At 72.3% G+C, this 20,624-nt stretch carries 16 protein-coding genes and 2 tRNA genes; 2 read left to right on the top strand and 16 right to left on the bottom strand.

Features of this window, described 5'->3' with window-relative positions:
• Window positions 1–60: 60 nt before the first annotated feature.
• The gene (locus ACIO9K_RS15990; RefSeq protein WP_350877043.1) at window positions 61–1,095 is read left to right on the top strand and encodes an adenosine deaminase; all 1,035 of its coding nucleotides are present in this window, start codon (window positions 61–63) and stop codon (window positions 1,093–1,095) included.
• Window positions 1,096–1,115: 20 nt separating this feature from the next.
• On the opposite strand, the gene ACIO9K_RS15985 is transcribed toward ACIO9K_RS15990, so the two are convergent.
• The 8 genes from ACIO9K_RS15985 to ACIO9K_RS15950 all read right to left on the bottom strand — a co-directional run bounded on the left by ACIO9K_RS15985 (window position 1,116) and on the right by ACIO9K_RS15950 (window position 5,987).
• On the bottom strand, window positions 1,116–2,159 hold the full coding sequence (locus ACIO9K_RS15985) for a UDP-N-acetylmuramate dehydrogenase (RefSeq protein WP_400330251.1): 1,044 nt from the start codon (window positions 2,157–2,159) through the stop codon (window positions 1,116–1,118).
• A gap of 61 nt (window positions 2,160–2,220) precedes the next feature.
• The gene (locus ACIO9K_RS15980; RefSeq protein WP_400330249.1) at window positions 2,221–3,720 is read right to left on the bottom strand and encodes an MFS transporter; all 1,500 of its coding nucleotides are present in this window, start codon (window positions 3,718–3,720) and stop codon (window positions 2,221–2,223) included.
• A gap of 87 nt (window positions 3,721–3,807) precedes the next feature.
• Window positions 3,808–4,398 carry a TetR/AcrR family transcriptional regulator gene (locus ACIO9K_RS15975; protein ID WP_400330246.1) on the bottom strand — a complete coding sequence of 197 codons (591 nt, stop codon included), beginning with the start codon at window positions 4,396–4,398 and terminating at the stop codon, window positions 3,808–3,810.
• A gap of 109 nt (window positions 4,399–4,507) precedes the next feature.
• Window positions 4,508–4,930 (bottom strand): MaoC family dehydratase, encoded by a 423-nt coding sequence (locus ACIO9K_RS15970; protein WP_063351327.1) that lies wholly within the window; start codon window positions 4,928–4,930, stop codon window positions 4,508–4,510.
• A 5-nt stretch (window positions 4,931–4,935) separates the two neighbouring features.
• Window positions 4,936–5,394 (bottom strand): MaoC family dehydratase N-terminal domain-containing protein, encoded by a 459-nt coding sequence (locus tag ACIO9K_RS15965; protein WP_363369376.1) that lies wholly within the window; start codon window positions 5,392–5,394, stop codon window positions 4,936–4,938.
• Between the two features lie 156 nt (window positions 5,395–5,550).
• Window positions 5,551–5,715: a 50S ribosomal protein L33 gene (rpmG, locus tag ACIO9K_RS15960; RefSeq protein ID WP_006604855.1), complete on the bottom strand. Its 165-nt coding sequence runs from the start codon at window positions 5,713–5,715 to the stop codon at window positions 5,551–5,553.
• A gap of 83 nt (window positions 5,716–5,798) precedes the next feature.
• Window positions 5,799–5,871 (bottom strand) — tRNA-Met (locus ACIO9K_RS15955).
• 43 nt (window positions 5,872–5,914) lie between these two features.
• Window positions 5,915–5,987, bottom strand: a tRNA-Thr gene (locus ACIO9K_RS15950).
• Window positions 5,988–6,273: 286 nt separating this feature from the next.
• Here ACIO9K_RS15950 and ACIO9K_RS15945 point away from each other — a divergent pair.
• Window positions 6,274–7,545, top strand: coding sequence for a hydrolase (locus ACIO9K_RS15945; RefSeq protein WP_363617941.1), 1,272 nt, complete (start codon window positions 6,274–6,276; stop codon window positions 7,543–7,545).
• Between the two features lie 247 nt (window positions 7,546–7,792).
• Here the strand turns inward: ACIO9K_RS15945 and ACIO9K_RS15940 are convergent, their stop codons facing one another.
• The 8 genes from ACIO9K_RS15940 to ACIO9K_RS15905 form a co-directional block, all read right to left on the bottom strand.
• The gene (locus tag ACIO9K_RS15940) at window positions 7,793–8,467 is read right to left on the bottom strand and encodes a response regulator (RefSeq protein WP_363617939.1); all 675 of its coding nucleotides are present in this window, start codon (window positions 8,465–8,467) and stop codon (window positions 7,793–7,795) included.
• A gap of 60 nt (window positions 8,468–8,527) precedes the next feature.
• Window positions 8,528–11,080: a sensor histidine kinase KdpD gene (locus tag ACIO9K_RS15935; RefSeq protein ID WP_363617937.1), complete on the bottom strand. Its 2,553-nt coding sequence runs from the start codon at window positions 11,078–11,080 to the stop codon at window positions 8,528–8,530.
• A gap of 175 nt (window positions 11,081–11,255) precedes the next feature.
• A complete protein-coding gene (gene kdpC, locus ACIO9K_RS15930) occupies window positions 11,256–11,891 on the bottom strand; it encodes a potassium-transporting ATPase subunit KdpC (protein WP_363580040.1) in 636 nt (211 codons plus the stop codon).
• Between the two features lie 14 nt (window positions 11,892–11,905).
• Complete coding sequence (gene kdpB, locus ACIO9K_RS15925) at window positions 11,906–14,020, bottom strand: potassium-transporting ATPase subunit KdpB (protein ID WP_363580038.1); 2,115 nt, start codon at window positions 14,018–14,020, stop codon at window positions 11,906–11,908.
• On the bottom strand, window positions 14,020–15,681 hold the full coding sequence (kdpA, locus tag ACIO9K_RS15920) for a potassium-transporting ATPase subunit KdpA (protein WP_363617935.1): 1,662 nt from the start codon (window positions 15,679–15,681) through the stop codon (window positions 14,020–14,022). The genes kdpB and kdpA overlap by 1 nt, the downstream gene beginning before the upstream one ends.
• 1 nt (window position 15,682) lies before the next feature.
• The gene (gene kdpF, locus ACIO9K_RS15915; protein WP_037971201.1) at window positions 15,683–15,772 is read right to left on the bottom strand and encodes a K(+)-transporting ATPase subunit F; all 90 of its coding nucleotides are present in this window, start codon (window positions 15,770–15,772) and stop codon (window positions 15,683–15,685) included.
• A 411-nt stretch (window positions 15,773–16,183) separates the two neighbouring features.
• On the bottom strand, window positions 16,184–18,181 hold the full coding sequence (locus ACIO9K_RS15910; protein WP_400330509.1) for an APC family permease: 1,998 nt from the start codon (window positions 18,179–18,181) through the stop codon (window positions 16,184–16,186).
• 272 nt (window positions 18,182–18,453) lie between these two features.
• The gene (locus ACIO9K_RS15905; RefSeq protein WP_363617933.1) at window positions 18,454–20,286 is read right to left on the bottom strand and encodes an APC family permease; all 1,833 of its coding nucleotides are present in this window, start codon (window positions 20,284–20,286) and stop codon (window positions 18,454–18,456) included.
• Window positions 20,287–20,624 lie beyond the last annotated feature (338 nt).

Genomic DNA, 20,624 nt, shown 5'->3' with positions numbered 1-20,624 from the left:
CTTCGGGGGACGGAAGGAGGGCGGTTCCCGTTTGGGGGTCCGATGCGGCAGTATCGGCGAATGGAACGCCTGTTGAATCCGCGAGACGTCAGGGACCTCCCGAAGGCCCACCTGCACCTGCACTTCACCGGCTCGATGCGGCCCGCCACCCTGCTGGAGCTGGCCGACAAGCACGGCGTCCGACTGCCGGAGGCGCTCAGCTCCGGCGAGCCGCCGCGACTGCGGGCCACCGACGAACGCGGCTGGTTCCGCTTCCAGCGCCTGTACGACACCGCCCGCTCGGTGCTGCGGGACGAGGAGGACATCCGCCGGTTGGTCCTGGAGACCGCCCAGGACGAGCGGCGGGACGGCTCCCGCTGGCTGGAGATCCAGGTCGACCCGACCTCGTACGCGCCCCGGCTGGGCGGGCTGATCCCCGCGCTGGAACTGATCCTGGACGCCGTGGAGCACGCCGCCACGGCCACCGGGGTGGGCATCCGGGTGCTGGTCGCGGCGAACCGGATGAAGTCCCCGATGGACGCCCGGACGCTGGCCCGGCTCGCCGTCCGGTACGCCGACCAGGGCGTGGTCGGCTTCGGCCTCTCCAACGACGAGCGGCGCGGCCTCGCCCGGGACTTCGACCGGGCCTTCGAGATCGCCCGCAAGGGCGGGCTGCTGGCCGCCCCGCACGGCGGCGAGCTGGCCGGGCCCGAATCCGTCCGGGACTGCCTGGACGACCTGGGCGCCGGCCGGATCGGCCACGGCGTCCGCGCCGCCGAGGACCCCCGGCTGATGGAACGGCTGGCGGACCGCCAGATCACCTGCGAGGTCTGCCCGTCCTCGAACGTCTCGCTCGGCGTCTACGAGCGACCCGAGGACGTCCCGCTGCGGCGGCTGTTCGACGCCGGCGTGCCGCTGGCCCTGGGCGCGGACGACCCGCTGCTGTTCGGCAGCCGGCTGGCCGCCCAGTACGACCTGGCCCGCGACGTCCTCGGCTTCGGCGACGCCGAACTCGCCGAGCTGGCGCGGCAGTCCGTCCGCGGCTCGCGCGCGCCGGAGGCCGTCCGCAAGGAACTGCTGGCGGACATCGACACCTGGCTGGTCAGCGGCACCTGAGGCGTGCCCTGGGACCGGGCCTAGAGCTTGACGCCGATCATCACCGGCTCGTTCACCAGCTCGACCCCGAAGGCCTCGCGGACGCCGTCCCGGATCTCCCGGGCCAGCGCCAGCAGGTCCTCGGCGGTGGCCGCGCCGCGGTTGGTGAGCGCCAGGGTGTGCTTGGTGGAGAGCGTCGCCGGGCCGCTGCCGTAGCCCTTGCCGAAGCCGGCCCGGTCGATCAGCCAGGCGGCCGAGGTCTTGGTGCAGCCCTCCGGCGCCGGGTAGGCGGGGGCGTTCTCGGTGCCCGGGCGGGTCCGGAAGGACTCGTACTGGGCGGCGGTGAGCACCGGGTTGGTGAAGAAGGAGCCGGCCGACCAGGTGTCGTGGTCCGCCGGGTCCAGCACCATGCCCTTGCCGGAGCGCAGCCCCAGCACCGCGTCGTGCGCCCGCTCCAGCGGCACCCGCTCGCCCTGCTCGACGCCGAAGTGCCTGGCCACCTCGGCGTACTTGACCGGAGTGGAGAGCCCCTCGTGGTCGGCCAGGGCGAACCGCACCCGCAGCACCACGTAGCGGTCCGGCTCGGCCTTGAAGCGGCTGTGCCGGTAGGAGAACGCGCACTCGGCGTTGGGGAGCGTGACCACCTCGCCGGCCGTGCGGTCGTAGGCGACCACCTCGGTGATCGACTGGGCGACCTCCTGGCCGTACGCGCCGACGTTCTGCACCGGGGTGGCACCGGCCGAGCCGGGGATGCCGGCCAGGAACTCGACGCCCGCCAGGCCGTGCTCGCGCACCGCGCGGGCGACCGCATCCGACCAGACCTCGCCGGCCGCCAGCTCCAGCACGGTGCCGTCCAGGGCGAAGCCGGTGGTCGCGATCCGCAGCACGGTGCCGGGGAAGCCGGCGTCGCCGATCACCAGGTTGGAGCCGCCGCCGAGGACCAGCAGCGGCTCGCCGGCCTCGTCGGCCGCGCGGACGGCGGCGATCACCTCGTCGTCGGTGTGGGCGGTCACCAGGCGGCGGGCCGGGCCGCCGAGCCGGAGCGTGGTCAGCGGGGCGAGGGGGGCGTCGTTTTCTACCAGCACGCCCACCAGCGTACGGGTGCGGGGGCGGCCGCCCGGCCGCCCCCGCACCCGGATCGGCCGGTCAGGCCTTCGAGGCCTCGGCGTGGACGGGCGCCGCGTCCTCGGCCCGCTCGGCACCGGCCTGCTCCGGCTCCACGGCCGCCGGCTCGTCGGCGACGACCACGGGCTTCACCCGGCGCGGGAGGAAGAACGCGCAGACCGCCGCGACCGCCACCACCCCGGCGCCGACGTACAGCGCGGGCACCAGCCCGTCGATGAAGGACTGCTCCGACGTGTACCCGCCCTGCGCCGAGAACACCGCCGAGAGGACGGCCACGCCGAGCGCGCCGCCGACCTCGCGCAGCGCGTTGTTGGCGCCGGAGGCGATGCCCTGCTCCTCCGGCCGGACGCTGTCCATCACCAGGGCGGCGGTCGGGGCGAAGTACAGCGACATGCCGATGCCGCAGATCACCACGGCGGGGATCTCGGCGGCGTAGTCGTAGCCGGTGCTGCCGCCGGTGATCGCCGCGTACATCGCCAGGCCGGCGCCCTGCAGCAGCAGCCCGGTGACCACGATGGGGCGGCCGCCGAAGCGGTCGGCCAGGATGCCCGCGATCGGGGCGACGATCAGCGGCATGCCCGTCCACGGGAGCATCCGGATGCCGGCCTCCTGCGGGCTGTAGCCGCCCACGCTCTGCAGGTGCTGGCTGATCAGGAAGATCGAGCCGAACATCCCGAGGAACATCAGCAGGCCGGAGGCGTTGACGGCGGAGAAGGCCCGGCTGCGGAACAGCCGCATCGGGAGCATCGGGTGCTCGGCCCAGCGCTGCTCGTACAGCACGAAGGCGGTGAGCAGCGCGACGCCGCCGATCAGGGAGCCGAGCACCAGCGGGCTGGTCCAGCCGTTCGGGTTGCCGCGGATCAGGCCGAGGACGACGCCGAACAGGCCCAGGCTGACCAGGATCGTGCCGACCACGTCCAGCGCCGGGTTGGCGCCCCGGCTCTCGCGGAGCTTGAGGGCGGCGAGCGGGATCAGGACGAGGCCGACCGGGACGTTCACCCAGAAGATCCACTGCCAGGAGAAGTGCTCGGTGAGCGTCCCGCCGACCAGCGGTCCGGTGGCGACGGCCAGGCCGTTGACGCCCGCCCAGATGCCGAAGGCCAGACCCCGCCTGGCCGCCGGCACCGCGGCGGTGAGCAGGGTGAGGGTGAGCGGCATGGAGACCGCGGCGCCGGCGCCCTGGACGGCGCGGGCGGCGATCAGCGCGCCGATGCCCGGCGAGAGGGCGGCGGCGGCGGAGCCGACGGTGAAGAGCGTGAGCCCGACCAGGAAGATCCGGCGGCGGCCGAACCGGTCGCCGAGCGCGGCGCCGAACATCAGCAGGACGGCGAAGGACAGGGTGTAGGCGCTGACCGTCCACTCCAGGTCGGACAGCCCGCCGCCGAGGTCCTCGCGGATGGACGGCAGCGCGGTGGTGACGACCAGGTTGTCCAGGCTGGCCATGAAGCCCGCGACGCTGGTGATCACCAGGGTCCAGACACCGAGCCGTCCCAGGCCCTGTTCTTCCGTTCTCTCCGTCATGACTTCCCCCCAGGGGTCTTAGATAGTTATTGATCACTAACTTTCGAGGCCCGAAAAGAGGCCGCACGGACTCCACCGTGCGGCCCGCTACTCCCCGCCCTCGCCGTGCTCTCCGCGCTCTTCGTGCTCTCCGAAACCCAGGCCGCTCCAGATCCGGTGGTCCCGGGGGTACCCCAGTGCCACCAGCGTGTTGATCAGCATCCCGTACGCGAAGAACTCCGCGGCGCCCTGCACGTCACCGCCGATCCGGTTCCTGACCCGCTCGAACAGCTCCTCCCAGAGCCTCCGGGCGGTCTCCCCGATCTCGTCCTCGCCGGTCGTCCGGGCCGCGAACACCGAGACGTAGAGCTGCATCTGCATCATGAGCTGCTCGCTGTCCGCGACCAGGCCCAGGTACGCCTCGGACATCGCTTCGGCGGCCGCCGGCCCGGTCAGCCCGACCGACGCCTCGTCGAAGACCTTCCAGGTCTCCTCGATGCAGCGCTCGGCGGCGGCCGTGAAGATCGCCTGCTTGCCGGGGAACAGCCGGAACAGGTACGGCTGCGAGACCCCCACCCGGCGGGCGATCGCCTCGGTGGACGTCCCCCGGTAGCCGCTCCTGGCGAATTCGATCACCGCGGCACGAACGACGCTCTCGCGCCGCTCCTCGGCGCTCATCCGCATGCTCGTCCTCGCCATGGGAGTCAAGTTAGTGGCCAATCACTATCTTCGCAAGGCCGACGGGCACGGCGGGAATCCCGTCGGACGGGCCCCGCCGCGGCCGGACACACCTGGGGCCGAGGGGCCTTCAGGCGAGCCGGACGACCGCCCTGGACATCCCGAGCACCTTCTGCCCGCCGGTGGTGGCCAGCAGGTCGACCTGCACCTTGCGGTCGTCCAGCAGCTTGGCGACCTTGGCCGACACCTCGACCACCGCGCCGACGCCGTCGTTCGGCACCGGGACGGGGCGGGTGAAGCGGACGCCGTACTCGACCACCGCGGCCGGGTCGCCGACCCAGTCGGTGACCACCCGAATGGCCGCGGCCATGGTGAACATTCCGTGCGCGATGACGTCCGGCAGGCCGACCTCCACGGCGAACTTCTCGTTCCAGTGGATCGGGTTGAAGTCGCCGGAGGCGCCCGCGTACCGCACCAGGGTGTCGCGGGTCACCGGGAAGGACTGCGCCGGCAGCTGGGTGCCGACCTCGACCTCGTCGTAGCTGATCGCCATCGTGTTCACTTCCCCGTCTCGTCGGCGGCCCGGGCCACCAGCGTCATGACCGACGTCACCACGTGCTCGCCGATCGCGTCCGACACCTCGCCACGCACGGTGAGCACGTCGTTGCCCGCCAGCGACTTGATGTTGTCGATGGTGACCGCGACCGTCAGCCGGTCACCGGCCAGCACCGGACGGGAGTAGGAGAACTTCTGGTCCCCGTGCACCACCCGGCTGTAGTCCAGTCCCAGCTCCGGGTCCTCGACCACCTGGGAGGCCGCCTGGTAGGTGATCACGAACGGGAAGGTCGTCGGGGCGATCACATCGGGGTGGCCCAGCGCCTTCGCCACCGCCGGATCGGTGAACGCCGGATTGGTGTCCCCGATCGCGATCGCGAACTCGCGGATCTTCTCCCGGCCGACCTCGTACGGCTCGGTGGGCGGGTAGGTCCGCCCGATGAAGGAGGGGTCGAGTGCCATGGGGCAACTCCTCGGAAGCACGGTGGATCCGGCGGCCGTTGCCGCCGGCGGGGCGCGCATGGGTGCATACGCGAAAAACTCCGGGCCGCACCCCCTGAGGGATGCGGCCCGGAGCTCAAGACCTGTGTCACACAGGCCCGATGCCCTGCGAGAGGGTCAGCGGGTCTCGCGGTGCGCGGTGTGCGAGTTGCAGCGGGGGCAGTGCTTCTTCATCTCAAGACGGTCCGGGTCGTTACGCCGGTTCTTCTTGGTGATGTAGTTCCGCTCCTTGCACTCCACGCAGGCCAGCGTGATCTTCGGGCGGACGTCGGTGGCAGCCACGGGAGTGCCTTCCTGGGACAACGAATAAGAACACAACAAGAGTAGCCGACCGGGAGTGCGATCTCCCGACCGACTACGCGGGGTAGCGGTGACCGGACTTGAACCGGTGACACAGCGATTATGAGCCGCTTGCTCTACCAACTGAGCTACACCGCCACAGTGATCCGCAGCACAACCGAAGCCGACTGCTTTTCACCAGAGCCCCCATGCGGAATCGAACCGCAGACCTTCTCCTTACCATGGAGACGCTCTACCGACTGAGCTATAGGGGCGAACGAGGAAGAGATTACACGTTCCGCGCCCAGAGGTGAAATCCGTATCCCGACGCGAAGACCGCAGGTCGGCGAGGTGAACGGACGGACGATCCAAGGCCCCGCGTTCGATCGGCCCACCAGCCGCACGGCCCGACCCGATACGACTATTGCCCGCCTCCGAGCGCCCCGCCCCCACGCGCCATAGGCTCGACCCTCATTGACGGGGACGGCCCGGGGCGTCAGGACGACCCGGGATCAGGACGGTCCGGCCGACCGGACGGGCCAGCGCGGGAAGGAGCCTGCGATGGACAGCGCAGCCGCCGACGGACCGCACTCCGGCTCCGGCCCGACAGCCAACCCGCTCGGGCACGGACCGGTCCTCCTGCTCACCGGCGCCCGGCTGGCCGACGGGCGGGTGGTGGACGTCCGGATCAGCGGCGACCGGATCCAGGCCGTCGGCACCGTCGGCAGCCTCGGCCCGCTGCCCGCCCTGCCCGGCGCGCCCACCATCACCACCGGCGCCAGGATCGACCTCAAGGGCTACCTGCTGCTGCCGGCCCCCGCGGAGGCGCACGCCCACTACGACACCGCCTTCTCCGCCGCCCTGTCCGCCCCGCCGCCGGAGAGCCCCTCCGACCTCACCCGGCGGGTCACCGAGGCCGCGCTCGCCTCGCTCGGCTACGGCGCCACCGCCCAGCGCACCCACGTCCGGATCGGCGACGTGCACGGGCTGCGCCGGCTGGAGGCGGTGCTCACCGCCCGGCAGGCGCTGCGCGGCCTGGCCGAACTCCAGGCGGTGGCGATGCCCCGGCTGCTCACCGGCCGGGCCGGCGCCGACGGCCGGGCACAACTGCGCGAGGCGCTCAAGCTGGGCGCCACCGCGGCCGGCGGCTGCCCGGAGCTGGACCCGGATCCGGCCGGGTACGTCCAGGTGCTGCTGGAGGCCGCCCGGGAGGCGGACTGCTCGGTGGACCTGCACACCACGGCCGGCGATCCGGCCCAACTCGCCCGGCTGGTCGGCGCGTTGGCCCCGCTGCGGCCGCGGGTGGCGCTCGGGCCGTGCGGGGCGCTGGCCCGGGGCGCGTCCACGGTGCTGGCGACCGGCGGGGTGCGGGTGGTCTGCCTGCCGCAGAACGGCGGCTGCACCGGGCTGGAGGGCCGGTCGCCGGGGCTGCGGCCGGGGCTGCTGCGGGAGTTGACGGAGGCCCGGGTGCCGTTGGCGGCCGGCAGCGGCGCGCTGCGGGACCAGTCCAACCCGGTCGGCCGGGCGGATCCGCTGGAGTCGGCGTACCTGCTGGCGGCGGGCGGGGAGCTGGGCCTGGAGGCGGCGTACGACGCGGTGGCGAACCAGGCCCGGGCGGTGCTCGGGCTGCCACCGGTCCGGGTGGACGCCGGGTTCCCGGCGGAGCTGCTGGCGGTGCGCGGGGACAGCCTGGCCGGGGCGCTTGCGGGCGGCCACAGCCGGCTGGTGGTGCACAGCGGCCGGGTGGTCAGCCGGACGAGCGCGGTGCGGGAGTTCGCGGACACCGTGGCGCTGGCGCTGCCCCGGCAGTCCGGGAGCACCGGCGGGGGCTGAACAGCCTCCCCCCCCAGAAAGTTCAAGGGGCGCGCGACGGATGTCGCGCGCCCCTCCCCCACCTGCTGGCCGCCGTTCGACGGCGGCTGGAGCGGTCCCGGGCCTCCCCCACATTGGAGCCGGGCCCGCTCGGTCAGCACTGACGCTACGCCCACGGAACACCGCTCCGGGCCTGCCTTGACGCTCCCCTGTCGGTCTCCGGCCCGCTCTTGACGGGTCGTTGACGCGGCGGCTGCCGGGGCGGCGTTCAGGGCTCGTACCGGTACCCGATCCCCGGTTCGGTGATCAGGTGCCGCGGGCGGCCCGGGTCGCGCTCCAACTTGCGGCGCAGCCCGGCCAGGTAGACCCGCAGGTAGTTGCCGCGCGCCTCCTGGGCCGGCCCCCACACCTCGCGCAGGATCTGCCGCCCGGGCACCAGCCGGCCCGGGTTGGCCACCAGCAGGGCGAGGATCCGCCACTCGGTCGGGGTGAGCCGCACCGGGCCCCGCGGGCCGGTCACCGTGGTGGCCGTCAGGTCGACGGTGTGGTCGCCTATCACCGGCCGCCCCAGCGGGGCACCGCCCAGCGGCCGGCGCAGCACGGCGCGCAGCCGGGCCAGCAGTTCCTCCATCAGGAACGGCTTGGTGAGGTAGTCGTCGGCGCCCGCGTCGAGGGCGCCCACCTTGTCGGCGGCACCGGACCGGCCGGAGAGCACGATGATCGGCATCGCGCTGTGGGTGCGCAGGCCGCGCAGCACGTCCATGCCGTCCAGGTCCGGCAGGCCGAGGTCGAGCAGCACGGCGTCCGGGGCGGAGTGCGCGGCGCGGTCCAGCGCCTCGCCGCCGCTGGCGGCCGTCCGCACGGCGTACTGCCGGGCGCTGAGGTTGATCCGCAGCGTGCGCAGCAGGGCCGGTTCGTCGTCGACGATCAGGATCTCGCTCATGCGGCCACCTCGCTCCGCCCGGCGGTCACTTCGCGGGACACGCGCCTTTCCGCGGTTCGTTCAGTTCGTCCACTCATGAACGGGCTCCTCCCGAGTGGCGGCGGGCAGGGTGAGCAGCATGGTGGTGCCGCCCCCGGGGGTGTCCTCGACCTCCAGGCTTCCGCCCATGGCCTCGGCCAGACCGCGGGAGAGCGCGAGGCCGAGGCCGACACCGGTGGTGTTGTCGGTGTCGCCGAGGCGCTGGAAGGGCAGGAAGACCCGGTCGCGCTCCTCGGGGGCGATGCCGGGGCCGCGGTCGATCACCCGGATCTCGACCTGGTCGGCGTGGTGGCTGGCGGTGACCAGGACGGGCGCGCCGGGTGCGTTGTAGCGCAGCGCGTTGGTGATCACGTTGGCGAGCACCCGCTCCAGCAGCGGCGGGTCGGCGAGCACCGGCGGCGCGGTGTCCAGGTCGAGCGGCTGGATCGGGGCGTACGGGTCGGGGAGGCTGTCGAGCGCCCGGGGCAGGATCTCGTCGAGGTGGGTCTCGGCGAGGTGCAGGGTGAGCGCGCCGGCCTGGAGGCGGCTCATGTCGAGCAGGTTGTCGACCAGGCGGGTGAGCTTGACCAGCGACTCGTCGGCGGTGGCGAGCAGTTCGGCCTGGTCCTCGGGCGAGAACTCGACGTCGGGGCTGCGCAGCGAGCCGACCGAGGCGAGCGCGGCGGCGAGCGGGGTGCGCAGGTCGTGGCTGACGGCGGCGAGCAGGGCGGTGCGCATCCGGTCGGCGGCCTTGATCGGCTCGACCTCGGCGGCGACCACGGCGAGCCGGTCGCGTTCCAGCGCGACGGCGACGTGCGCGGCGAAGGCGGTGAGGACGCGCTGGTCGGCGGCCGGCAGTCGGCGGCCGGTGAGGACCAGGACGGCGTCCGCGCCGACCGGCACCTCGGTGGTCTCGCTCTGCCCGTCGGGGTCGTCCTGGTGCTCGGCCTCGGAGTGGGCGAGCACCTGGTCGTCGATCCGGGAGAGCAGGGCGACGGCCTGCATGCCGAAGGCCGTCCGGGACTTCTCCATCAGGGCGGACAGGGCGTCGGCGCCGCGCAGCACGCTGCCGGCCAGGGTGGAGAGGGTCTCGGCCTCGGCGGTGGCACGGGCGGCGCGACTGGTGAGCCGGCTGGCGTGGTCGACGATGGTGGCGACGGCGAGCGCGACGGAGGCGAAGACGACCAGGGCGACGATGTTGTTGGTCTCGCCGATGGTCAGGGCGTGTATCGGCGGGATGAAGTAGTAGTTGAGCAGCAGCGAGGCGGTGACCGAGGCCAGCAGGGCGGAGGTGGCGCCGCCGAGCAGGGCGACGATGACCACGCCGAGCTGGAAGATCAGCGCGTCGGTGGTGAGGTTGATGCTCCCGTGCGCCTGGGACAGGACGGCGGTCAGCAGCCAGGGCACCACGAGGCCGGCCGCGTAGCCGGCGATGGTGCGGCGCTTGGAGTGGCGGCGGCCGAGCGAGGGCAGCCGGCCGCGGCCGGTGAACTCGTGGGTGACCATGTGGACGTCGATGTCCTCGGAGTCGTCCACGGTGGTCTCGCCGATGCCCGGGCCGGTGAGGAAGCGGTTGATCCGGCCGCGGCGGCTGGTGCCGAGCACCAGCTGGGTGGCGTCGTGGGCGCGGGCGAAGGTGAGCAGCGCGGTGGGGATGTCGTCGCCGACCACCACGTGGTAGCTGCCGCCGAGGGTCTCGACCAGCTGGCGCTGCTGGGCGAGCGCGCCGGAGGAGGCGCCGGCCAGGCCGTCGCTGCGGGTGACGTGGACGGCCAGCAGGTCGCCGCCGGCGGTGCGGTCGGCGATCCGGGCGGCGCGGCGGATCAGGGTCTCGCCCTCGGGGCCGCCGGTGAGGGCGACCACGACGCGTTCGCGGGTCTCCCAGACGCGGTCGATGTTGTGGCTGGCCCGGTAGTCGCGCAGGCCCTCGTCGACCCGCCCGGCCACCCAGAGCAGGGCGAGTTCGCGCAGGGCGGTGAGGTTGCCGACCCGGAAGTAGTTGGAGAGCGCGGCGTCCACCTTCTCCGCCCTGTAGACGTTGCCGTGGGCCATCCGGCGGCGCAGCGCCTGCGGGGCCATGTCGACGAGCTCGATCTGGTCGGCCCGGCGGACCACCTCGTCCGGGACGGTCTCGCGCTGCGGGATGCCGGTGATCTTCTGGACGACGTCGTTCAACGATTCCAGGTGCTGGATGTTGACGGTGGTGATGACGTCGATCCCGGCGGCCAGCAGTTCCTCGACGTCCTGCCAGCGCTTGGCGTGGCGGCCGCCGGGGATGTTGGTGTGCGCCAGTTCGTCGACCAGCACGACGGACGGACGGCGGGTGAGCACCGCGTCGAGGTCCATCTCGTCGAACTCGGCGTCGCGGTAGGAGCGTTGGACACGCGGCAGGACCTCCAGGCCGTCCAGCATGCCCTCGGTGTGGCGGCGGCCGTGGCACTCGATGTACCCGACCGCGACGTCGGCCCCGCGCTCCTGTCTGCGCCGGGCCTCGTCCAGCATCCGGTAGGTCTTGCCGACCCCCGGGGCGGAACCGAGGTACACCCTCAGCCGACCCTTGCGGATGCCGGTGCCGGGGGTGAGGTCGCGGGCCATGGGCACTGCTCTTTCGTTCCTGCGAGGCTGCCGCCAGGGCGTCCTCGGGCCGGGGTCGGGACGTACGGCGGCCGACCCGGGCGCGGGGGTGGTGCCCCGGCCCGGGTCGGCCTGTTTCACGGATCCAGCCGTTGACCTGTCACTTCTGCTCCGCCGGTCATTCCTGTTCCGCCGGTCACTTCTGTTCCGCGAGTGCCCGGTTCAGCAGGAGGACGTTGACGCCCTCCTGCCCGAGGAAGCCGAGCGAGCGGCCTTCGGTGTACTTCTCGACCAGCTTGTGCACCGCGTCCGCCGACAGGTTGCGGGTCTTGGCGACCCGGTTCACCTGCTCCTCGGCGTAGGCGACCGAGATGTACGGGTCGAGGCCGGAGCCGGAGGCGGTCAGCGCGTCGGCCGGGACGCTCTCCGGGGCGACGCCGTCGAACTCGGCGGCGGCGGCGCGGCGGTCGTTGACGGCCTTCAGCAGGTCGTCGCTGTTCGGGCCGAGGTTGGAGGCGCCGGACGAGGACGAGTCGTAGCCGGTCCCGGCCGCGGAGGGGCGGGGCTGGAACCACTTCGGGTCCGGCTGCGCCTCCTCCTTCGGGTCGTCGGGGTTCTTCTTCGGGAGGTTGAAGTTCTGGCCGATCAGGCTGGAACCGACCTCCTTGCCGTCGGACTTCACGAGCGAGCCGTTGGCCTTCTCGGTGAAGGCGACCTGGCTGATCCCGGTGACCAGCAGCGGGTAGGCGATCCCGAGGATCGCGGTGAGCACCAGCAGCGCCCGCAGTGCGGTGAAGTGGGTGCGGACGGTCGTCGGCAGGGGCTTGGACATCGGATTCTCCTCTCTCAGCTCAGGCCGGGGATGAACTGGACGATCAGGTCGATCAGCTTGATGCCGACGAACGGCACCACCAGACCGCCGAAGCCGTAGACCCCGATGTTGCGGCGCAGCAGGGAGCTGGCGTCGGACGGGCGGTAGCGCACGCCACGCAGGGCGAGCGGGATCAGGCCGATGATGACCAGGGCGTTGAAGATGATCGCCGAGGTGATCGCGGACTGCGGGCTGTGCAGGCCCATGATGTTGAGGTGGCTCAGGCCCGGGTAGACCCCGGCGAACATCGCGGGGATGATCGCGAAGTACTTGGCCACGTCGTTGGCGATCGAGAAGGTGGTCAGCGCGCCACGGGTGATCAGCAGCTGCTTGCCGATCTCGACGATCTCGATCAGCTTGGTCGGGTTGGAGTCCAGGTCGACCATGTTGCCGGCCTCCTTGGCCGCCATGGTCCCGGTGTTCATGGCCACGCCGACGTCGGCCTGGGCGAGCGCGGGGGCGTCGTTGGTGCCGTCGCCGGTCATCGCGACCAGCTTGCCGCCCTCCTGCTCCTTCTTGATCAGCGCCATCTTGTCCTCGGGGGTGGCCTCGGCGAGGAAGTCGTCCACGCCCGCCTCCTCCGCGATCGCCTTGGCGGTCAGCGGGTTGTCGCCCGTGATCATGATGGTCTTGATGCCCATCCGGCGGAGCTCGTCGAAGCGCTCCCGCATGCCCTCCTTGACCACGTCCTTGAGGTGGATCACCCCGAGGACGCGGGCCGGCTTGGCGCCGACCTTGGTGGCCACCACCAGCGGGGTGCCGCCGGCCGCGGAGATCCCGTCGACCAGGGCGGAGACCTCGTTGCCGACCGAACCGCCGTTCTCGGTCACCCAGTTGGTGACCGCGCCGGCCGCGCCCTTGCGGACCTGGTGGACCGCCTCGGCCTCGTCCAGGTCGACGCCGGACATCCGGGTCTGGGCGGTGAACGGGACCCAGGTGGCGTGCGTCAGCTCGCCCTGGGCGCGGGCCCGCAGGCCGTACTCGGTCTTGGCGAGGACCACGATCGAGCGGCCCTCCGGGGTCTCGTCCGCGAGGGAGGACAGCTGCGCGGCGCTGGCCAGTTCCTCGGTGGACACGCCCGGGGCGGGCAGGAACTCGGCGGCCTGGCGGTTGCCCAGGGTGATGGTGCCGGTCTTGTCCAGCAGCAGGGTGTTGACGTCGCCGGCCGCCTCGACGGCCCGGCCGGACATCGCCAGCACGTTGCGCTGCACCAGCCGGTCCATGCCGGCGATGCCGATCGCGGAGAGCAGCGCGCCGATGGTGGTCGGGATGAGCGCCACGATCAGGGCGACCAGGACGATCATCGACTGCGGCGCGCCCGCGTAGGTGGCCATCGGCTGCAGGGTCACCACGGCGACCAGGAAGACGATGGTCAGCGAGGCGAGCAGGATGTTCAGCGCGATCTCGTTCGGCGTCTTCTGCCGGGCGGCGCCCTCGACCAGGGCGATCATCCGGTCGATGAACGACTTGCCGGGCTCCGAGGCGATCTTCACCACGATCCGGTCGGACAGCACCTTGGTGCCGCCGGTCACCGCCGAGCGGTCACCGCCGGACTCGCGGATGACCGGCGCGGACTCGCCGGTGATCGCCGACTCGTCGACGCTCGCGACGCCCTCGACGACGTCGCCGTCGCCGGGGATGATCTGACCGGCCTCGACCACCACGTGGTCGCCGAGCCGCAGCGCGGTGCCCGGCACCTCCTCCTCGGCCTGCGTGGCGGGCCAGTCGGTGAGCCGGCGGGCGACGCTCTCGGTCTTGGTCTTGCGCAGGGTGTCGGCCTGGGCCTTGCCGCGGCCCTCGGCGACGGCCTCGGCCAGGTTGGCGAAGATCGTGGTGAGCCAGAGCCAGACGGTGATGGCCCAGGCGAACACGGACGGGCTGGCGATCGCGGAGACGGTGGTGACCACCGAGCCGACCTCGACCACGAACATGACCGGGTTCTTGACCATCACCCGGGGGTCGAGCTTCTTCACCGCGTCCGGCAGGGACGCGACGATCAGCTTCGGGTCGAGCAGGCCGCTGGCCACTCTGTGCTGCGCGGCGGGCTCAGCCTTGTCGGCCGGTGCGGGGTTGAGCGTAGGGGTGGACATCAGGAGAGACCTTCCGCGATCGGCCCGAGAGCCAGGGCCGGGAAGTAGGTGAGGCCGACGACGATCAGGATGACGCCCGACAGCAGGCCCACGAACAGCGGCTTGTGGGTGGGCAGGGTGCCCGGGGTGGCCGGGACCGGCTGCTGCTGGGCGAGCGAACCGGACAGCGCCAGGACGAAGACGATCGGCAGGAGGCGGCCGAAGATCATCGCCAGGCCGAGCGCCGTGTCGTACCAGTCGGTGTTGACGGTGATGCCGCCGAAGGCCGAGCCGTTGTTGTTGGCGGCCGAGGTGAAGGCGTACAGCACCTCGGAGAAGCCGTGGGCGCCCGAGTTGAGCATCCCGGCCCGCTCCCCCGGCAGGGCCATCGCCAGGCCCGTGCCGACCAGCACCAGGGTCGGCGTGGTGAGGATGTACAGCGAGGCGAACTTCATCTCCCGGCCGCCGAGCTTCTTGCCCAGGTACTCGGGGGTGCGGCCGACCATCAGACCGGCGACGAACACCGCGACGATCGCCAGCACGAGCATGCCGTACAGGCCGGAGCCCACACCGCCGGGCGCGATCTCGCCCAGCATCATGTTGAAGACCGTCAGCCCGCCGCCGAACGGCGTGAACGAGTCGTGGAAGGAGTTCACCGCGCCGGTCGAGGTCAGTGTGGTCGAGGCGGCGAACAGGCCGGAGGCGGCGATGCCGAAGCGCTGCTCCTTGCCCTCCATCGCGGCGCCCGCGGCCTGGAGGGCGGTGCCCTGGTGCTGCGACTCGGCGAAGGTGAGCAGGGCGACCGAGGCGACCCAGAACAGGCCCATCACGGCGAGGATCGCGTAGCCCTGGCGGTTGTCCCCCACCATCCGGCCGAAGGCCCGCGGCAGCGCGAACGGGATCAGCAGGATCAGGAAGATCTCGACCAGGTTGGAGAAGCCGGTCGGGTTCTCGAACGGGTGCGCGGAGTTGGCGTTGAAGAAGCCGCCGCCGTTGGTGCCGAGCAGCTTGATGACCTCCTGGGAGGCCACCGGGCCGCCCGGGATCTTCTGCACCTCGCCGCTGAGCGTGGCCACCTCGTGGAAGCCGTGGAAGTTCTGGATCACGCCGGAGGCGGCCAGGACCAGGGCGAAGACGATCGAGATCGGCAGCAGCAGGCGCAGGTTGATCCGGGTGAGGTCCACCCAGAAGTTGCCGACCCGGTCGGTCCGGTTGCGGGTGAAGCCCCGGATCAGCGCGCCGACGACGGCGATGCCGACGGCCGCGGAGACGAAGTTCTGCACCGCCAGGCCCGCCATCTGCGCCAGGTGGCCCATCGCGGACTCACCGGCGTAGGACTGCCAGTTGGTGTTGGCGACGAACGAGATCGCGGTGTTCCAGGCCTGGTGGCCCTCCATCTGCGGAACGCCCAGGTTCAGCAGCAGGTAGCCCTGGAGGCGGATCAGGCCGTAGAGGAAGAGGACGGAGACGGCCGAGAAGGCCAGCACCGAGCGGAGGTACACCGGCCAGCGCTGATCGGCGTCGCCGTCGACGCCGATCACCTTGTAGATGCCGCGCTCGACTCTGAGGTGCTTGGTGGTGGTGAGGAGCTTGGCGATGTAGTCGCCAAGGGGGCGGTAGCACAGGGCCAGTGCCCCGACCAGGGCCAGGGCCTGCAGCCAGCCCGCGAGAGTGGATCCCATGTCAGAACTTCTCCGGGAAGATCAGCGCCACGACGAGATAGCCGACGAGCGCGACGGCCACGATCAGACCTGCGATGTTCTCCGCGCTCACAGCTTCTCCACCCCCCGCGCGATCAGGGCGATGACGGCGAACACGGCGACCGTGACACCGACGTAGATGAGATCGGACATGGGCTCCACCAGAGCGGTTCGGGAGACTGCCGCGGGCGGGCCGGGGGCTTCGCGCGGCGCCGGCGGACGACCGGCAGATGCAGCAAAGCAGCCGTCAGAGGCGCGTTATGGCTCCCTGACGCCCTCCATACGGGTGACTGCGGGACGTTGACGCGACCTTGACGCCCGCTTCACCGGGCCGTGACCGTCGTCATCAGGCCGTGATCGGCCCGGCGCCGGAACGCCGGAAGCCCCGGGATTCCGGGGCTTCCGCACGGGTGGGGGTGCGGGTTGGTACGGGCTTCGTGCGGGCGGGGCCGACGGAGGCCCGGGGGGCCGGCTGCTGCTCCGGTCAGACCTTCTCCGGCGCCGGGAGCCGCTCGTACCCGCTCCCCGGGGCCGGCTCGCCCCGGCGCACCGCGCCGGGCGCCCGGCGCGACGGGCCGCCCGCGCGCCCGGAGGAGGTCAGCTGCCACGGCACGCTGATCACCATCACGCCCGCCGTGAACAGCAGCCGGCTTTTCAGCCACAGCGCCGACTGGTTGTGCAGCAGGTGCTCCCACCAGTGGCCGACCACGTACTCCGGGATGAACACGGCGACCGCCTCCCGGGGGCTGTCCCGGCGGTGCTCCCGCACGTACGCCAGCACCGGCTTGGTGATCTCCCGGTACGGCGAGTCCAGCACCTTCAACGGCACCCGGACGCCGGCCTCCGTCCACTGCCGCTCCAGCTCGCCGGTCGCCTCCGGCTCCACCGCCACGGTCAGCGCCTCCAGCGAGTCCGGCCGGAACGCCTCCGCGTAGCCGAGCGCCCGCAGCGTCGGCTTGTGCAGCTTGGACACCAGCACGATCCCGTGCACCCGGGCGGGCCGCGCCGACTCGGCCTCCGGGTCGTCCACCGCCAGCTCGGCGGCGACGCCGTCGTAGTGCCGGCGGATGCCGCGCATCATCAGCCACAGCACCAGCGCGGCGACCACGGCCAGCCAGGCGCCCTGGGTGAACTTGGTGAGCAGCACGATCACCAGCACCAGCGCGGTGACGACCGCGCCGAAGGCGTTGATCACCCGGGAGCGCAGCGCCGAGCGGCGCACCGCCGGGTCGGTCTCGGTGGCCAGCGCCCGGTTCCAGTGCCGGACCATGCCGATCTGGGACAGCGTGAAGGAGGTGAAGACGCCCAGGATGTACAGGTGGATCAGGCTGGTGACGTTCGCGTCGTACAGCCAGAGCAGCCCGCCGGCCACCACCGCGAGCGCGATGATGCCGTTGGAGAAGGCCAGCCGGTCCCCGCGGGTGTGCATCTGCCGGGGCAGGTAGCGGTGCTCGGCCAGGATCGAGGCCAGCAGCGGGAAGCCGTTGAAGGCGGTGTTGGCGGCCAGGATCAGCACCAGCGCGGTGACCGCCTGGATCGCGTAGAACAGCACGCTGTGGTCGCCGCCGAAGATCGCCGCCGCGAGCTGGGCGATCACGGTCTGCTGGGGCGTGCTCGCGCAGTCGCCGGGGAAGCCGGTCAGCCGGCAGGCGCCGCCCTCGGTGATGTGCACCTTGGCGATCAGCGCGAGGGCGGTGATGCCGGCGAACATCACCACGGCCGTGGTGCCCATCACGGCCATGGTGCGCGCGGCGTTCCTCGCCTTCGGCGCCCGGAAGGCCGGGACTCCGTTGGAGATCGCCTCCACCCCGGTCAGCGCCGTACAGCCGGAGGCGAACGCCCGCAGGCCCAGCATCAGCAGGCCGAGGCCGGCCACCGTGTCCTTGCCGTCCTCCGGGAGGATCCCGTACGAGGCGCTGGACGCCACCGGCGCGTCGCCGAGCGCGACCCGGACCAGCCCGGTGACCACCATCAGCAGGATGCCGCCGATGAACAGGTACGTCGGCGCGGCGAAGGCCTTGCCGGACTCCCGGACGCCGCGCAGGTTCACCGCCATCAGCAGCAGCACGAAGCCCAGCGCCAGCCAGACCCGGTGACCGGCCAGCGAAGGCAGCGCCGAGATGATGTTGTCCACCCCGGAGGCCACCGACACCGCGACCGTCATCACGTAGTCGACCAGCAGCGAGGCGGCCACCACCAGACCTGAGTTGGCGCCGAGGTTGCGGGACACCACCTCGTACGAGCCGCCGCCGCTCGGGTAGGCGTGCACCACCTGGCGGTAGGACATCACCACGACCGCCATCAGCGCGACCACGCCGGCCGCGACCCACGGGGTCAGGTAGAGGAAGGCGGCGCCACCGACGGTGAGCACCAGCAGGATCTCCTGGGTCGCGTAGGCGACCGAGGAGAGCGGGTCGGAGGCGAAGATCGGCAGCGCCAGCCGCTTGGGCAGCAGCGTCTCGCCGAGCTCCTCGCTGCGCATGGCCCGGCCGATGACGAGGCGCTTGAGCGCCTGGGGCACGTTGAACACGTTGGCGAGCGTAAGTTCGGTCGGACACGACGGAATCCGTTGCGGCGCCGGCCCGGCACGTCCCGCCCTCATGGACTTCCCGCAGGTCAGGGCCACTGCGGGCGGGCACGTGCCGGGCGTATCGAGGGCGTCAGGGCCGCCCCGTTAAGACCGCGTCAAGATGCCGGGTTGTTATCGGGCGTCCAGGCTGTGGACGCCCAGCACCTCAGCGGTGGCGGCCCCGGTCACATCCGCATCCGCAGCCGGCAGACCACCGCGTCGGTGTGCCGGCGCAGCGCGCGGTCGATCACGGCGCCGCGCCGGTTCTGCAGCGCCCGCTGCCACCAGCGGGCCGGCTCCACCTCCGGGATCAGCACCGTCAGCCGGTCGTAGGCGTGCTCCTCGCCGAGCCGGTTCACGAACGCGGCGATCGGCTGGCCCAGCCGGCGGCGGTCCTCCGGGATCTCCACCAGCGGCACGCCCGGCTGCCACAGCTCCCAGTCCCGCCGCAGCGCCTCCGCCTCGGCCTGCTCGTGCACCACCGTCACCGCCAGCACCTCGTCCCCGAGCGACAGCGCCGCCGACAGGCCGTCCCGGGTGAGCCGGGTGATGGCCGTCACCGGCACGACCACCAGGCTGCGCTGGCGGGTCACCGCGCCCGGCACCCGGCCCAGCTCCAGCCGCTCCCCGATCAGCCCGTAGCTGCGGTGCACCGCCTCGAACAGCACCACCAGCAGCGGCAGCGCCACCACGATGCCCCAGGCGCCCTCGGTGAACTTGGTGCCGGTCACCACCACCGTCGCGACCCCGGTGAGCAGCGCGCCGAACCCGTTCAGCACGGCCTTCCGCACCCAGCCGGCCGGCCGGTGCACGGACCAGTGCCGGACCATGCCGACCTGACAGATCGTGAACCCGACGAACACGCCGATCGAGAACAGCGGCACCAGGCTGTTCACGTCCCCGCCCGAGCCGACCAGCAGCGCCGCCGACACCAGGGCGAGGAACAGCACCCCGTGCCGGTGCACCTGGCGGTCGGCCCGCAGCGCGAACACGTGCGGCAGGTGGTTGTCCCGGGCGAGCAGGTGCAGCAGCACCGGCAGCCCGCCGAAGGAGGTGTTCGCGGCCAGCCCGAGCAGCACCACGGTGGCGAACTGGACGACGTAGAAGGCGGCGCCGTGGCCGAGCGAGGCGTCGGCGAGCTGGGCCAGCACCGTGACGCCCTCCACCGGCTGGAGGTGGAAACGGCCGATCAGCACGGCCAGCCCGATCAGCATCACGCCGAGCAGGGCGCCGAGCACCACCTCGGTGTGCTGCGCCCGCTTCACCCGCGGGGTCCGGAACGACGGGACGGCGTTCGCCACCGCCTCCACCCCGGTCAGCGCCGAGCACCCGGCCGCGAACGCCTTGAGCAGCAGCAGCGCGCCGACGGTCGTGGCGTTCTCGGCCAGCGTCGAGGCGTGGCCCGCGGCGGCCGCGGTGCTCGCCGGGCCGTCCCGGAACAGGCCGACCACGATGATCGCCAGGATCGACACCACGAAGACGGCCGTCGGCGCCATGAACCAGCGCGCCGACTCGGCGATCCCGCGCAGGTTCACCGCCGTCACCAGGGCCAGCACGCCCAGGCACAGCCAGATCCGGTCGTCGTACAGGCTCGGCACCGCCGAGGTCAGCGCCGCCACCCCCGCGGTCACCGAGACCGCCACGTTCAGGATGTAGTCGATCACCAGCGAGGCGGCCGCGGTCAGCGCCGTCCGCCGGCCCAGGTGCTCCTTCGCCACCGCGTACGAGCCGCCGCCGTCCGGGAACGCCGCGATCACCTGCCGGTACGACGCCACCAGCACGCCCAGCAGCACCGCGATCGCCACCGTCACCGGCAGCGTGAAGCCCAGCCCGTACGCCCCGGCCGCGGCCAGCACCAGCACGATCGACTCCGGCCCGTACGCGACCGAGGCCATGGCGTCCAACGACAGCGCCGCCAGACCGCCCAGCGCACTCAGCCGGTGCCGCTCGTCGCCCGCGCCGGTGTCCGGCGGTTCGGGTTCGGCCGTGACGGCCGGGGTGGTGATGGCGCTGGGCATCGGACGGAACCTCCGCGATCGGTCGTTCCTCCGATCCTGCGGGCCGCACCCCCGCCCTTCCCCCGACCCCTACGCGTTCCTGACGCCGTCCCAGGAACCATTGACGGGCCCTTGACGCACCGCGGGAGAGCTCATGGCGGGGGGCGGTGGCGGGGATGGGTGGGCCGCTGTCCCGGCGGGCGCCGGTTGGGAAGACGACCAGCTCTTGCGAAGAACCCCCGGCGCGCCCTACGCACACCCGGGACACCACCACAATCACGCTGAACGGCCCCACCCACCCCCGCACCCACTCTGCTGCCTGCTGACCGTAATTGCAAGCAATGCGCAATAAGTGTCCC

Source organism: Kitasatospora sp. NPDC087271 (assembly GCF_044744605.1).
In the GTDB taxonomy this organism is placed as follows: Bacteria; Actinomycetota; Actinomycetes; order Streptomycetales; family Streptomycetaceae; genus Kitasatospora.
This window is presented reverse-complemented; position numbering and strand designations above follow the sequence as displayed.

What these genes read in the sequence shown, in the direction of transcription:
- ACIO9K_RS15975 (WP_400330246.1), bottom strand. Translation starts at nt 4,398, where the DNA reads ATGGCGAGGACGAGCATGCGGATGAGCGCCGAGGAGCGGCGCGAGAGC.
- ACIO9K_RS15945 (WP_363617941.1), top strand. Translation starts at nt 6,274, where the DNA reads ATGGACAGCGCAGCCGCCGACGGACCGCACTCCGGCTCCGGCCCGACA.
- ACIO9K_RS15965 (WP_363369376.1), bottom strand. Translation starts at nt 5,394, where the DNA reads ATGGCACTCGACCCCTCCTTCATCGGGCGGACCTACCCGCCCACCGAG.
- kdpB (WP_363580038.1), bottom strand. Translation starts at nt 14,020, where the DNA reads ATGTCCACCCCTACGCTCAACCCCGCACCGGCCGACAAGGCTGAGCCC.
- ACIO9K_RS15940 (WP_363617939.1), bottom strand. Translation starts at nt 8,467, where the DNA reads ATGAGCGAGATCCTGATCGTCGACGACGAACCGGCCCTGCTGCGCACG.
- ACIO9K_RS15905 (WP_363617933.1), bottom strand. Translation starts at nt 20,286, where the DNA reads ATGCCCAGCGCCATCACCACCCCGGCCGTCACGGCCGAACCCGAACCG.
- kdpA (WP_363617935.1), bottom strand. Translation starts at nt 15,681, where the DNA reads ATGGGATCCACTCTCGCGGGCTGGCTGCAGGCCCTGGCCCTGGTCGGG.
- ACIO9K_RS15970 (WP_063351327.1), bottom strand. Translation starts at nt 4,930, where the DNA reads ATGGCGATCAGCTACGACGAGGTCGAGGTCGGCACCCAGCTGCCGGCG.
- ACIO9K_RS15910 (WP_400330509.1), bottom strand. Translation starts at nt 18,181, where the DNA reads ATGCGCAGCGAGGAGCTCGGCGAGACGCTGCTGCCCAAGCGGCTGGCG.
- ACIO9K_RS15935 (WP_363617937.1), bottom strand. Translation starts at nt 11,080, where the DNA reads ATGGCCCGCGACCTCACCCCCGGCACCGGCATCCGCAAGGGTCGGCTG.
- ACIO9K_RS15980 (WP_400330249.1), bottom strand. Translation starts at nt 3,720, where the DNA reads ATGACGGAGAGAACGGAAGAACAGGGCCTGGGACGGCTCGGTGTCTGG.
- kdpC (WP_363580040.1), bottom strand. Translation starts at nt 11,891, where the DNA reads ATGTCCAAGCCCCTGCCGACGACCGTCCGCACCCACTTCACCGCACTG.
- ACIO9K_RS15990 (WP_350877043.1), top strand. Translation starts at nt 61, where the DNA reads ATGGAACGCCTGTTGAATCCGCGAGACGTCAGGGACCTCCCGAAGGCC.